Here is a 12717-nt window from a genome sequence, read left to right as displayed (position 1 = left end):
AATAATACTGACGTTCGTCTGACCGGCGTGCGTCCAGGCGCCAGGGGCGTTCTGGAAGAAGAGGAGGAGATCCGGCTTCGGTCGAAGTCCGGTTACAGGCGCACAATCGGAAACAGCTTCCCGTACATCATCGGTATATATTAATCAGGCGGACAAATAGCTTCCTTCTATTTGTCCGCCACGACAGGGCCTGCACATGTCAGCCCCTGTCTCCCGCAGCTAGCAGCCGCGCAGGCGCATTCATGCGCCTGGCTATTAACATAGCAATATCATTGCCATGTTAATAAGCGTTAAACCAATAAGGAAAATCCTGACCTGTCGAACCGCGCATCCTGGCGCGGATGTCAAAAGGAGAGCCGAAGCTCTCCTTTCAAGTCAACTCAACAAAGGCTTAGTTGAGATCGAACTTAATACCTTGCGCCAATGGCAGCTCGGAAGAATAGTTCACCGTAGCGGTGGAGCGGCGCATGTACGCCTTCCAGGAGTCGGAGCCGGACTCGCGACCGCCGCCTGTTTCCTTCTCGCCGCCGAATGCGCCGCCGATTTCCGCGCCGCTGGTGCCGACGTTGACGTTGGCGATGCCGCAGTCGCTGCCCACCGCGGAGGTGAACAGTTCCGCTTCACGCATGTTCAGGGTGAAGATGGCGGAAGACAGGCCTTGCGGCACGTCGTTCTGACGTTCAATTGCTTCTTCCAGATCAGAGTAGCGGAAGAAGTACAGGATCGGCGCGAAGGTTTCGTGAGCGTTGTTGGTCAGCGCTTTGCCGCCTTCCACAATGGCAGGGTTCACGTAGTAAGCCTGAGGGAATTCTTTTTCCAGCGCGCGTCCGCCGCCATATACGTCGCAGCCTTTCGCTTTGGCGTCAGCCAGCGCTTGTTCCATTTGCTCGTAAGAGCGGCCGTCGATGAGCGGACCAATCAATGTGCCGGCTTCCTGTGGGTTGCCAATGGGCAGCTGTTTGTAAGCGGCTTTCAGGCGGCTCAACAACTCGTCGTAAATAGAGTCGTGGGCGAAAATACGACGAGTGGTGGTGCAACGTTGGCCTGCGGTGCCGACTGCGCCGAAAACGATGGCGCGAGTGGCCATGTCCAGATCAGCGGATTCCGCGACGATGATGGCGTTGTTGCCGCCCAGCTCCAGAATGGATTTGCCGAAACGCGCCGCGACGCGTTGGCCAACCACGCGCCCCATGGCGCAGCTGCCGGTGGCGCTGATCAAGGGGACGCGCTTGTCGTCAACCAATTGTTCGCCGACTTCACGCTCGCCGATGATGACGCTGGACAGGCCTTCTGGCGCTTCGCCGAAGCGAGCGATGGCTTTATCCAGCAGATGCTGACAGGCCAGGGCGCACAGAGGCGTTTTTTCGGAAGGTTTCCAGATTACCGGATCGCCGCAAACCAGCGCCAGTGCGCTGTTCCAGGCCCAAACCGCCATGGGGAAGTTGAACGCGGAAATAACGCCGACCGGGCCCATGGGGTGCCAGGATTCGCGCAATGCGTGATTGGGGCGCTCGGAAGCGATAGTCAGGCCGTACAGTTGACGGGACAAACCGACGGCGAAATCGCAGATGTCGATCATTTCCTGCACTTCGCCTTGGCCTTCAGAAATGATCTTGCCGCATTCCAGTGTGATCAAGGCGCCCAGAGTTTCTTTGTGCTTGCGCAGTTCTTCACCGTAAATGCGCACCAGCTCGCCACGCTGAGGAGCGGGCAGGCGACGCCAGGCTTTGAAGGCGTCTGCGGAGGCGGCGATTTTCTTTTCTACTTCGTCTTTGCTGTCCAGTTTCAGGTTGGCGATCACTTTGCCGTCAACCGGGGAGCTGATTTTGTAGTCCCCTGAAGCAAGAATGCCCTGGTCCATGTCCAGGGCTGAAAAAATCTCTTGGATATTCATAGCGGTCCTCCCGTAAAGAGTCGTAAGTGCGTTTGGTTGTCCTTGTAGCGATCTTCTGGTTCGCTACTTATCCTGATGCCGGGGCGCGGGGTCGCCGCGCCCATTTTTTATCAGGCTACGCGACGCACTGAAGCCGAAGGATGTTTTCCGTCGTCTTCCATATAGTTGCGGCCGAAACGGTTGTTTATAAAGTCTTCGAAGCGGATATCTTCCTGACGTACGAAGCCTTGATTCGGCAGTTTGCCTTCCGCCAGCAGGTCCAGCGCGGCGCAGATGCCTGACGCGGTGGTGATCTGGATGGCGCTACGCAGTTTACCGTTGATTTCGCGGCTGTAAATCTTGCGTGCGAAGGTTTCCTGCAGGAACAGGCCGTTCTTCACGCCGCTGACGTTGGCGAATACCAACACAACGTCCTGCATGGTGACAGGGATCGCAGACTCCATGATTTCTTTCAACAGGTCGCGACGCTCGCCCAGACGCAGGTCGTTCAGCAACAGCTTCATGACGTCGCGGTGACCGGGGTAGCGCACGGTGCGGTAGTTCAGGTTGGACACTTTGCCTTCCAGCGTTTCGCACAGCGTGCCGAGGCCGCCAGAGGTGTTGAAAGCTTCGTAATCATCGCCGTCCAGGGAGAAATGCTCCAGCTCTTCCATCGGAGGAACTTCGCGTAACTGACCGTTAACGATGGCTTCGCAAGGGTTCAAGTACTCGTTGATCAGGCCGTCGGTGCTCCAGGTCAGGTTGTATTTCAACGCGTTGGAGGGGAACTTGGGCAATGCGCCGACACGCATATGAACGTTGTGCAGAGAGTCGAATTTGCGCGCCAGATCATAGGCCACGATGGAAATGAAACCAGGAGCCAGACCGCACTGAGGAATGAAGGCGGACTTGGCGTCTTTGGCTAATGACTTGATGAGACGGGTGCTGGCGACGTCTTCAGTCAGGTCAAGGTAGTGAACCTGCTGCGCTGCGGCTGCGTGAGCGATGGATGCGCTGATATCGAAAGGGCAGGAATTGATAACGGCGAAGTGGCCTTTGAAGGCGGCTTCCATTTCCTGCTGGTTAGAGGCGTTCGCCTTCACAGTTGAGATGCCGGGAATTTCTTCGGCGATGCGGTCCAGCGCGTCCTGATTCTGATCCACCAGCGTGACTTTGTAGTCGCCAGTGCCGTTCAGGAAATCCGTGATCATTGAGCCGATTTTACCAGCGCCTACAACAACGATGGGTTTCATATGTGCCTCTCCTAATTGTTATTGGATGAATAAATCTATAATAGGAGGCGCAGATGTCGGATTGTAACTGTCATACTGACGAATTTACTGATAAATTTAGACGAAATATCTATATTTGTAGTGAAATCATCATATGGATGAAAAAAATCAACGTTTGCTCGATCTGTTGCAGGCGAACGCGCGAGAAGCCACTTCGTCACTGGCGAGAAAACTCAACCTGTCCCGCACCGCAGTGCATGAACGCATCGCCAAGCTGGAGGCGGAAGGCGTCATTCGCGGCTATACCGTCCGTCTGGACAAGGAATATGAGAAAAAGCGCATCAGCGCTCAGGTGATGATCGAAATCAACCCGAAGCTGAACAAGCAGGTGGAAACCGCGTTGCGGCGCATAGACGAAGTGCGGTCGCTGTACACGATCAACGGCCAATATGACTTCATCGCTCTGATCCGCGCGGAAACCACGGAACAGATCGATGAAGTGCTGGATCACATCGGTGAAATAGAAGGCATCGAAAAAACCATGTCGTCGATTGTGTTATCGACGAAGTTTGAGCGCTGAGGGGGCTGGTCCCCCTTCATGGTTATTACTAACCAGGATGTTTCACCAGGAGGCGCTATTATCCTGATAGTCACAATTGCCCCAGCTATCGTCGTCTCTATTATTGGTTGCGTCTAATGTCGGCTCCGAACACCCCCAACTTTCCTCGCTCATAAACCACTCACTTGGCTTAATTCTCTTACCGTCTCTCATATACTCTCTTGCTGGCGCCCACTCCACAGGCTCTGGTGCGCATGTATTGCAGAGCAGCTCTTTATCGATTTCTACGCTATAGGGTAACGAGTCGATATGAGGGCCGCCCCAGATACTGTTAACGCTGACCCACTGGCCGCACTTCGCGCATCTATCGCAATTCATTGTGTCTGGATCGAGTTCAAGAGCCGTCGATGCTTTCCAGTCTCTCTCCTTTACGCCCCCAAATTCGTTTAGCGATGCGGCAATAGCGTCTTTTACGCCGCTCAGCATTTTTGCAGCCGTATCTGAATTTGGGTCTTCAACATCGACCATTAATGTGAGGCTTAAATGGATGGTCTTCTTTGTCACAGTGGTTTGTTCTCGCTGTAGTTTTAAAAGAGGTGCTGAAAATACTCTCAGCGCTTACCATGCATCGTTGCCAGAGTTCCCCCAGTCGTCAGGTTTGGTCGAGGGGGGCTCCCAGAAACTTTCCTCTTTACTTGAACTCCACTCCTCAGACCTCACATGCTCCGTCGCCTGACGTTTTTTGGGATAGCAGAAGGTACAGAGCAAATCAGTATGGCTCCAGATGCCAGCCGGGATTACATCCAGGAAGCTGCTGGTCCAGTTTCTTGCTCTCACCCACTTGCCACAGGCGCTGCACTGGCCGCAATCACTACTTTCACTCAAAGTGAAAGATGAGTTTGGGAGCTTCTCTAAGCCTTCTTCCTCAAGCATGTGCTTGATTTGAGACAGAAGTTTTTCTTCTATAGACGCTAAAGTGCTGTGCTCTGGGCTCTCTTCGATATCCACAAGAAAGTTCATGCTCAGCATCACCGTTTTTTTCGTGGTCATTATTGCAATATTCTCGTTATAACTTTTTGTAGGGATGACGGCAGGGAAGGTAGTGGTGACGGGCTTCCCTGCTTGTTGTTTGAGGCGATTTTCGCCGTTTCTGAAATCGATTCGCCAATAATGCTATCCTGCGGTGGGCTTGGCAATGGGGAGGTTTATAGGTGATTTTCTGTCTCTTTTTTGGCGTGAGAAGCGGGCGTAAATGAGGTTCCTGATGAAGGCGTTTGCGTGGGCTGCTTTGCTTGCAGGAAACTGTCTGAACGCAATGGCGGCAGAGGTTGAATGCTATCGAGACGATGTTATGGAGGCGTTGTCCGCATCCCCGATAGCGAGCCCAACGGCCGTTTCTTCTGAAAACGCGCCAAAGGCTGGTTTCAGAGTGAGCCTTAGGCCTTTGACGATGCCTCCATCAATTCGACGGATTCATATGGTAATCGGCGAGATTGAGGCGGCTTCCGTGCTCGGACCGAGATTTTGGTCCGAGTTCTCCTGGCCGGCGAGCCATCCGGACGCATACGTGGAAGTAGAAACGTTGAACGGCGACCGTAAACGGTTTGACTTCTTGGGGGAGTGGGCGTTGTTTCGTTTCCTTGAGCAAGCGCGGATTACGCCTGAGTCGGCCACGTCTGGCCAAGCCCAATTTGACTTTGGCGGACTACAAGTAACTTATCAGATAAAAACCGCTACAGCGGCGCAATTCAGCGTATTGCAGAATTTATCCAACTATCCCTGTTCGGAATCCATACCCTGAGTCGGTTTTCAGGGGCGAGTTAGGCTTGACGATGAGGTTAGCTTGACTCACTCTCCTGGATGCCGAAGGCCTTGAGAATTTCCAGCGGCAGCGGAAACGCGATGGTGTTGGTTTTATCGCTGGCGATCTCTGTGAGCGTCTGCAGGTAGCGTAGCTGAATCGCCTGCGGCTGTTTGGCGAGAATCGAGGCGGCCTCGCGTAATTTTTCCGATGCTTCCAGCTCACCGGTGGCGTGAATGACTTTAGCGCGTCGGATACGTTCCGCTTCCGCCTGTTTGGCGATAGCGCGAATCATGCGCTCATCCAGATCCACATGTTTAATTTCCACGTTGGAGACTTTGATGCCCCAGCCGTCGGTCTGGACATCAAGGATGCGCTGAATGTCCTCATTCAGATCCTCCCGCGACGCCAGCATTTCATCCAGCTCATGTTGGCCAAGTACAGAACGCAGCGTGGTTTGCGCCAATTGACTGGTGGCTTCATTGTAATTCTCCACGTTAATGACGCTTTTCTGCGGGTCCAGAACCCGGTAGTACACCACTGCGTTGACCTTAACGGAGACGTTGTCCCGGGATATTACGTCCTGGGTCGGCACATCCATGACCACAATTCTCAAATCGACTCGCACCATTTGCTGAATAATGGGAACGATGATGATTAGTCCAGGCCCTTTCACCTTATAGAACCGGCCCAGCAAGAACACCACTGCGCGCTCATACTCGCGCATGACACGAAACATCGTCAACAGCAGGGCGAGCGCAATAATAACCAGCGCCAAAACAACATAAGCGATCATGAGATAGCCTCCACTTGCAGGGTCAGTCCCTGTATTCCTGTGATTCTGAGTTTTTGGCCTTGTGTGACCGGCGTGTCGCAATAGGCCATCCATAATTGTCCCTGCGCGGCGACCCGGCCGCTCCCTGTAAAATCGGCGATGGCTTCCGCCTGTGAACCAATAAGGGTCTCCATGCCGGACACCACAGCCTGCTTTCTTGATTTCAAGGCGAAATGCAGCAATACGCTGAGCACCAGGACGGACAGGGCGGCGACAGCAATGATGACGGGCAGGGCGATCTGGTAAGCGGGTGACTTCGTGTCCATCAGCATGACGGAGCCGAGAACAAACGCCGCTACGCCGCCCAAGCCCAAAGCGCCGAAGCTGGGCGCGAATCCTTCCGCGGTCATCAGCGCGACGCCCAGCAACAAGAGTCCCAATCCTGCGTAGCTGATAGGCAGCAATTGTAATGCATACAGGCCGATCAACAGGCAAATGGCGCCGAGGATGCCAGGGAGGGCGGCTCCAGGGTTGTAGGCTTCCAGCAGTAGTCCGTAGATGCCGATAAGCAGCAGGATATACGCGACGCTGGGGTCGGTAATGACAGCGAGAAAGCGGTTGCGCCAATCCGGTACGACAGGATGCAACTCATATCCAGACAGTTTTAAGGTTACGGCGCCGTTATCAAGATTGACCTGTCTCCCTTCCAATTGGGCCAGCAGTTGTTCTGTTGAATCCGCCATCATATCAATGACATTCATTTGCAACGCCTCTTCCGCGCTCAGACTGGCGGCGTCGCGTACAGCCCTTTCCGCCCACTCTGCGTTACGACCACGCAATTTCGCCAGACCCTGAATATAGGCGACAGCGTCATTGATCTGCTTGTGCTCAAGCGTGCTCAGCCCTTTTTCGTCGCCTTTTGCGTCACCGTCAGGCTTCGTTGGTGACGATGGCGCGGCGATTGATATTGGCGTCGCAGCCCCCAGGTTGGTGGCGTGCGCCATAGCGGCGACATGGGAGCTGTACAGGATATAAGTTCCGGCGCTGGCTGCTCTGGCGCCTTTGGGATAAACGTAGGCGGCGACCGGAGTGGATGAGGCCAGAATCGCTTGAATCATGTCGCGCATGGATTTGTCCAAACCGCCCGGAGTATCCAGACGCAACAAGAAGAGGGACGCGTCGGCTTCATTCGCCTCCTCTAAAGCACGCATGAACAAATCCGCACTGGCGGGTCCAATGGCCCCTTGTATATCAAGCGTCCATACCTGAGGAGGATGTTTACGGGGCGCGTCCACGACGTCTGTTTCTGCGGCAAGGGTTTTGGTTGTGAAAGATGAGAACAAGAAAGACGCGGAGAAAGCGAAATAAAGCAGCCATAACAGTCTTGCGGGAAACTGCATGTAAAAACGCAATCCCGAAGCGGTTGGCGTCCTACGCCAGATTGCAAACGAACTTGATCGCATATCCCTGGCCATGGCGTTGGTGTCGCAATATTTCGTTGATGGCGTTAAGTATAAACGCAGGCGGCCAATTTATCTTTCCGTGATAACTCCGGGATGAGGAAGAAAAGATAACACATTGTTTTAAATGTATTATGTTGATCAGTTATTAATTATAATCCCGCCTTTTGTGACCTCATTACAGGGAGCCATAACTTGGATATGGGCAGTTCTAGCGTTTTTACCTTCAGAAAAATCAACCAGGGCCTTCGTTATTCCTCCATTTTGCTTTTAACCGCGATGATGGCTGCTTGTGGCGGCGGAGGTGGTTCAGGAAGCGATGATAAGACGCCCGGAACAACCACGCCTGTGACTGAAAGTGATGGCGGGGACGCTGGCGACGGCAATAGTGGCCAAGTGGATGGCGGTAATGATGGGCAAGTGGACGACGGAAATGGCGATGGAAATAATGATCCAACAGATCCAACAGATCCAACAGATCCAACAGATCCAACAGATCCAACAGATCCAACAGATCCAACAGATCCAACAGATCCAACAGATCCAACAGATCCAGTAGAGACACTGTTAATTAATGCTTATGAGAGAGATCGCGTAGAGCTCTCCAGAGACAGCCTAAGAGAAGTTTATACCTGGGTTCAGATAAGTGGGCCAGCCGTTGAGAAAACCGATATAGATTTAAATCATGTCTCCTACAAAATGCCGGAGATTGATGCAGATGCGGAAGTCTTAATTGAGGAGTCTGTGAAGGGCGCTTCGGGTGAGATGAGAACGCGCGATATCAGGATCGAGTTGAAAGCCTATCCAATGTTAGGTGAAGTCGGTCTGACTCCGGAATTTAAGTCCTGCATCAAAGAGACTTTTCGTGACGAAGAGAAAAAAGACATCGGTTATGTACGTGAAGTTTACTGTCCTGATATCAAAGTCGATAACATTCGCGGCGTAGCGGAGTTTGTAAATCTGGAGTCGTTTAATCTTCATAGCTATAGCCCGCAAACAGTTACTGGTTCTGAGGAGCTTTTGAAACTAACCAAACTTCGATTATTAAGTCTGAAAAAAGTCACTTTAGATGATATGCATATCATTGAAAAAATGACTGATTTGACCACATTGGAGTTAGTGGGGCTCAACTTGGAGGAGCTTGATATATGGTCCAAGTTGACCCAGTTGAACGACGTGGATGTTCATGGAAGTACTATTCCATCTCTAGAGCCGATTATTTCTCACCCGGGCGTTTCATCTCTCACGATCAGCGCAGGGCAACTGAGTTCCATTGAGCAATTATCTGATCTCCCTGCGTATAATTCTTTGGATATATACGGCCTGAATCAGAATGAAGCGGAATACGTCGCCAACCTTAAGGATATTAAGCAGCTATCTTTGAAAGAAGCGGCGGTTTACGAATTTTCCTTTATTGAAGGTATGACTCAGCTGACCTACTTGAGCATATCGACATCTTCGTCTATTGATAACCTCTCTTTTCTGGCGAAGCTTACGAACTTGAGATCACTCATGATTGAGGCCAAAGGCAAGGTTAGTATGGCGCCTTTGACGCAATTGAAAGGTTTGGATTATTTGTATCTTGATGGATTGAATGTGACGGATTTGGACAGGCTTTATGAGCTTGAGTCTGTGAAGTCACTCAATTTTGCGAATAATGAGATTCAGGATTTCTCCGTTATTGGACTGATGCCTTGGATTGAAACCTTGTACATTGCTGGTAACCCAGTTACTACCGTGAAGTTTATGGAAAATAATCTGGGAATTAGATCGTTGACGCTAGCCCGGGCGCCACTAAATGACATTGATGTTGTATTTGGTCTGCCTAACCTTAATACGTTGAAATTGTACGACAGTAATTCTATTTCCTGCTCGCAAATCAAGAGAGTTAAAGAGGAGCTGAAGTTGGATCGTTTTGAAGCGCCTAGATCCTGCGACAACACTCTTTAGACTTAAATAAACTCTCCCCCCGATCTTTCCGCCTGTAGTGGGAAGTTGGGCAGGAGGACTTGTTGCAGGAGGTGGCGGAAGGCGGGGTCTTTTTCGCTTAGAGATTCCGCTTCTTTCTGGGCTTCGGCTTGAATCTGCCGGTTCAGGGTCTTCACCAGTTCATGAAATTCGGTCAGGGCTCCCGCCCAGTGCAAACCATTATTCAGGGCATTGTCGTCTTCTGGGGCGCCTCGTTCTGCGTAGACGTTGCGATAACATTGCGCGATGTCTTCCACCCAGCCGTTGAGGCTGACTTTCAAGTCGATTATATTGCCGCGTTGGCTGATCAGAGACTCGTGTTTTTTTAGATAAGGTCTGAAAACGGCGCTCAAAGTTTGCGTCATTTTTTCTCTTTCAGATTCACAGGCGGACAACTCCGTCGCAGCGCCCCGTTCCGTCATCAGCGCCAGGGCGGCTATGCTAAGGATTAAAAGAGTTGGAGGATGGACTCGCATCGTTCTCGCCCGGCAGCAGTGCATGAAGGAATGCCGCTGAGATGTGGCGATATGTGGGTTGGGTCGCTTTAACGACATCGTCAGCGGCATAAATTAAACATAGTCCAAATATTGCGGATTGGCGAAATCTTCGATATTTGTCGTCAGGATAGAAGTACAGGACGCAGCTATGTCTCAGGAAGTTTCGCGCAATACTAACGAATCGCTGGCGTTGCGCTATGGTTTGTCCGCCGTCTTGTTGTGGTCCACTGTGGCCACCGCGTTCAAATTGGCGCTGGCGCAGCAAAGCGTCAGTCAGCTGGTGTTTTTCGCCAGTCTGACGTCCGTTTTTGCCCTGGGGGCGGCGCTGCTCTGGCAGGGACGACTTACTGAGGCGATGCGTTCTCTGCAGGAAAATGGCTGGCGGGCGCTGTGTTTCGGTTTATTGAATCCGCTACTGTACTACCACATTCTGTTTTACGCTTACGATCTGCTTCCCGCACAGGTGGCGCAACCCATTAATTACACTTGGGCGTTGATGCTGGCGTTTCTCGCCGTGCCTTTTCTCGGCCACAAGCTCACGCTCACGGATGTGATCGCCATGTTGGTGAGCTACAGCGGTGTGGTGGTGATTTCCTTTGGCGGCGATGATAGCGGGCAATCCTTAAATCTCCTGGGTATTGCGCTGGCTTTGGTCAGCACCCTGGTCTGGGCGGCGTACTGGATTTTGAACTCCAGAGACAAGCGTGATCCTGTGATCGGCTTGTTTCAAAACTTCTTATTCGCCACGCCTTGCGCCGCCGTGTTGGCCTGGCCTTTGAATCTGGCGCCCGCTGCGTTGGGCGGTGCGGTTTATGTGGGGCTGTTCGAGATGGGCGTGACCTTTATGTTGTGGCTGATGGCGATGAAGTATACCCGCCACGCCAGTCGCATCAGTAATCTGATATTCATCTCGCCGTTTATTTCTCTGCTGTTGATCCACTTTATCCTGGGCGAGAAAATTCACATGCTGACCCTGGTGGGTCTCGGTTTTATTATCGCCGGCCTGGCGATTCAGGCGCGGTCCGCTAAAAAAGGGCGGGCATCCGAACCTTTGTTGACTGAATGAGAGTAGTTATGAATAACCTGTGCCCTTGTAATTCCGGTTTGCCTTATGAAGAGTGCTGCCAGCCGCTGCATTCCGGCAAGGCTGCGGAGACGCCGGAACAGCTGATGAGATCCCGGTATACCGCTTTTGCGATGGGGTTAATGGAGTATCTGCAGCAGACTTGGTGCGCGCAGCATCGCCCGGCGGATTTGCAGCCGAACGAAAGTATCCAGTGGAAGCGTTTGGAATTGCTGGGTAGCGGCGCGGAAGACGACCAGGGCTGGGTAAACTTTCGAGCCACGTTTCAGGAGGGAGACAAATGGATGCAGTTGCAGGAACGTTCCCGATTCGTCAAAGAGCAGGAGCGCTGGTTGTATGTGGATGGAGACGCCGCCTGGACGGCATTAAGCGTCGGCAGGAACGATCCATGTCCCTGCGGCAGCGGTAAGAAGAATAAAAAATGCTGCGAGTGAGACTGACTCAGTGATTCTGCAGATACTGGTCCAGACGGGCCAGTAAGCGCGCTTTCTCCTCTGAGGTCAGAAAGCTGGCCTCAAAGCTGTTTCTCGCCAATTGCGCCGCCTGTTCTTTGCTCATTGAGAGCGCCTCCTGCATGGCGATGAAGTTCTCATTCATATAGCCGCCGAAATACGCCGGGTCATCCGAGTTCACCGTCACTTTCAGGCCTTTTTCCAATAGACGCAGAATGTTGTGCTCTGACATGGAGTCGAACACGCACAACTTGATGTTAGAGAGAGGGCAGACGGTCAAGGGAATTTGTTCGTCGATCAATCGTTGCATCAGTGAAGCATCCTCAATGCAGCGTACGCCGTGGTCGATGCGCTTCACCTTCAGCAAATCCAGCGCCTGCCAGATATACTCTGGCGGTCCTTCTTCGCCGGCATGAGCCACGCTCAATAAGCCGGCGTTCAGCGCTTGCTCGAACACGCGCTGAAATTTTTCCGGCGGGTGGCCGACTTCCGAGCTGTCGAGTCCAACGCCGACAAAGTGCTGCTTATAAGGCAGCGCCTGACGCAGTGTTTCCATCGCCGCTTCTTCACTCAAATGGCGCAGGAAACAGAGAATCAGTTTGCTGGATTGTCCCCACTGCGCTTCCGCATCCTCCATCGCGCGAGTCAGGCCGCGTATCACCACGCTAATGTCCACACCGCGATCTGTATGGGTTTGCGGGTCAAAAAACATTTCCGTATGGATGACGCTTTGCTCGCGACACCGTTGCAGGTAGGCGAACGTCATATCGTAAAAATCCTGCTCGTGCAGCAACACCTGGGCGCCCTGGTAATAAATATCCAGAAACTCTTGCAGGTTGTTGAACTCGTAAGCTGCGCGGACTTCTTCCACATTGGCGAAAGGCAAGGCGACGCCGTTGCGGCGTCCGATCTCGAACATCAGCTCCGGCTCCAGCGAGCCCTCGATGTGCAAATGTAGCTCCGCCTTGGGAAGTCCTTTCAGAAAGTCTTGCATATTCAAATTCCTGCGATCTTAT

The 12717-nt window shown here is 52.5% G+C and carries 13 protein-coding genes; 5 read left to right on the top strand and 8 right to left on the bottom strand.

What is annotated here, in order from left to right:
- Positions 1-391: 391 nt before the first annotated feature.
- Positions 392-1894, bottom strand: coding sequence for an L-piperidine-6-carboxylate dehydrogenase (amaB, locus tag O5O45_RS18770; RefSeq protein ID WP_305900886.1), 1503 nt, complete (start codon positions 1892-1894; stop codon positions 392-394).
- A 110-nt stretch (positions 1895-2004) separates the two neighbouring features.
- Positions 2005-3126: a saccharopine dehydrogenase family protein gene (locus O5O45_RS18765; protein ID WP_305900885.1), complete on the bottom strand. Its 1122-nt coding sequence runs from the start codon at positions 3124-3126 to the stop codon at positions 2005-2007.
- Between the two features lie 133 nt (positions 3127-3259).
- On the opposite strand from O5O45_RS18765, the gene O5O45_RS18760 reads away from it, so the two are divergent.
- The gene (locus O5O45_RS18760; protein ID WP_127972991.1) at positions 3260-3685 is read left to right on the top strand and encodes an Lrp/AsnC family transcriptional regulator; all 426 of its coding nucleotides are present in this window, start codon (positions 3260-3262) and stop codon (positions 3683-3685) included.
- A gap of 42 nt (positions 3686-3727) precedes the next feature.
- Here the strand turns inward: O5O45_RS18760 and O5O45_RS18755 are convergent, their stop codons facing one another.
- Together O5O45_RS18755 and O5O45_RS18750 are read right to left on the bottom strand one after the other, a co-directional pair.
- Entirely contained in the window at positions 3728-4228 is a 501-nt protein-coding gene (locus O5O45_RS18755) for a hypothetical protein (protein WP_305900884.1), read from the bottom strand.
- A 54-nt stretch (positions 4229-4282) separates the two neighbouring features.
- Positions 4283-4714 carry a hypothetical protein gene (locus O5O45_RS18750; protein WP_011395424.1) on the bottom strand — a complete coding sequence of 144 codons (432 nt, stop codon included), beginning with the start codon at positions 4712-4714 and terminating at the stop codon, positions 4283-4285.
- 202 nt (positions 4715-4916) lie between these two features.
- On the opposite strand from O5O45_RS18750, the gene O5O45_RS18745 reads away from it, so the two are divergent.
- Positions 4917-5465, top strand: coding sequence for a type VI secretion IcmF C-terminal domain-containing protein (locus O5O45_RS18745; RefSeq protein ID WP_371747854.1), 549 nt, complete (start codon positions 4917-4919; stop codon positions 5463-5465).
- Positions 5466-5502: 37 nt separating this feature from the next.
- Here the strand turns inward: O5O45_RS18745 and O5O45_RS18740 are convergent, their stop codons facing one another.
- Both O5O45_RS18740 and O5O45_RS18735 read right to left on the bottom strand, forming a co-directional pair.
- On the bottom strand, positions 5503-6261 hold the full coding sequence (locus O5O45_RS18740) for a slipin family protein (protein WP_305900883.1): 759 nt from the start codon (positions 6259-6261) through the stop codon (positions 5503-5505).
- A complete protein-coding gene (locus O5O45_RS18735; RefSeq protein WP_305900882.1) occupies positions 6258-7640 on the bottom strand; it encodes an NfeD family protein in 1383 nt (460 codons plus the stop codon). Before O5O45_RS18735 ends, O5O45_RS18740 begins: the two co-directional genes overlap by 4 nt.
- Positions 7641-7895: 255 nt before the next feature.
- Between O5O45_RS18735 and O5O45_RS18730 the strand changes: the two genes are divergently transcribed.
- On the top strand, positions 7896-9650 hold the full coding sequence (locus O5O45_RS18730; protein ID WP_305900881.1) for a leucine-rich repeat domain-containing protein: 1755 nt from the start codon (positions 7896-7898) through the stop codon (positions 9648-9650).
- Between the two features lie 2 nt (positions 9651-9652).
- On the opposite strand, the gene O5O45_RS18725 is transcribed toward O5O45_RS18730, so the two are convergent.
- Positions 9653-10033 carry a hypothetical protein gene (locus O5O45_RS18725; protein WP_305900880.1) on the bottom strand — a complete coding sequence of 127 codons (381 nt, stop codon included), beginning with the start codon at positions 10031-10033 and terminating at the stop codon, positions 9653-9655.
- Positions 10034-10313: 280 nt separating this feature from the next.
- Between O5O45_RS18725 and O5O45_RS18720 the strand changes: the two genes are divergently transcribed.
- Both O5O45_RS18720 and O5O45_RS18715 read left to right on the top strand, forming a co-directional pair.
- Positions 10314-11231 carry a DMT family transporter gene (locus tag O5O45_RS18720; RefSeq protein WP_305900879.1) on the top strand — a complete coding sequence of 306 codons (918 nt, stop codon included), beginning with the start codon at positions 10314-10316 and terminating at the stop codon, positions 11229-11231.
- An 8-nt stretch (positions 11232-11239) separates the two neighbouring features.
- Positions 11240-11683, top strand: coding sequence for a YchJ family protein (locus tag O5O45_RS18715; protein WP_305900878.1), 444 nt, complete (start codon positions 11240-11242; stop codon positions 11681-11683).
- Positions 11684-11690: 7 nt separating this feature from the next.
- On the opposite strand, the gene O5O45_RS18710 is transcribed toward O5O45_RS18715, so the two are convergent.
- A complete protein-coding gene (locus O5O45_RS18710) occupies positions 11691-12695 on the bottom strand; it encodes an adenosine deaminase (protein WP_305900877.1) in 1005 nt (334 codons plus the stop codon).
- Positions 12696-12717 lie beyond the last annotated feature (22 nt).

Origin of the sequence: Hahella sp. HNIBRBA332 (assembly GCF_030719035.1) — a bacterium.
Lineage (GTDB): Bacteria > Pseudomonadota > Gammaproteobacteria > Pseudomonadales > Oleiphilaceae > Hahella.
This window is presented reverse-complemented; position numbering and strand designations above follow the sequence as displayed.

What these genes read in the sequence shown, in the direction of transcription:
- amaB (WP_305900886.1), bottom strand. Translation starts at nt 1,894, where the DNA reads ATGAATATCCAAGAGATTTTTTCAGCCCTGGACATGGACCAGGGCATT.
- O5O45_RS18765 (WP_305900885.1), bottom strand. Translation starts at nt 3,126, where the DNA reads ATGAAACCCATCGTTGTTGTAGGCGCTGGTAAAATCGGCTCAATGATC.
- O5O45_RS18760 (WP_127972991.1), top strand. Translation starts at nt 3,260, where the DNA reads ATGGATGAAAAAAATCAACGTTTGCTCGATCTGTTGCAGGCGAACGCG.
- O5O45_RS18750 (WP_011395424.1), bottom strand. Translation starts at nt 4,714, where the DNA reads ATGACCACGAAAAAAACGGTGATGCTGAGCATGAACTTTCTTGTGGAT.
- O5O45_RS18745 (WP_371747854.1), top strand. Translation starts at nt 4,917, where the DNA reads ATGAGGTTCCTGATGAAGGCGTTTGCGTGGGCTGCTTTGCTTGCAGGA.
- O5O45_RS18740 (WP_305900883.1), bottom strand. Translation starts at nt 6,261, where the DNA reads ATGATCGCTTATGTTGTTTTGGCGCTGGTTATTATTGCGCTCGCCCTG.
- O5O45_RS18735 (WP_305900882.1), bottom strand. Translation starts at nt 7,640, where the DNA reads ATGCAGTTTCCCGCAAGACTGTTATGGCTGCTTTATTTCGCTTTCTCC.
- O5O45_RS18725 (WP_305900880.1), bottom strand. Translation starts at nt 10,033, where the DNA reads ATGACGCAAACTTTGAGCGCCGTTTTCAGACCTTATCTAAAAAAACAC.
- O5O45_RS18720 (WP_305900879.1), top strand. Translation starts at nt 10,314, where the DNA reads ATGTCTCAGGAAGTTTCGCGCAATACTAACGAATCGCTGGCGTTGCGC.
- O5O45_RS18715 (WP_305900878.1), top strand. Translation starts at nt 11,240, where the DNA reads ATGAATAACCTGTGCCCTTGTAATTCCGGTTTGCCTTATGAAGAGTGC.
- O5O45_RS18710 (WP_305900877.1), bottom strand. Translation starts at nt 12,695, where the DNA reads ATGCAAGACTTTCTGAAAGGACTTCCCAAGGCGGAGCTACATTTGCAC.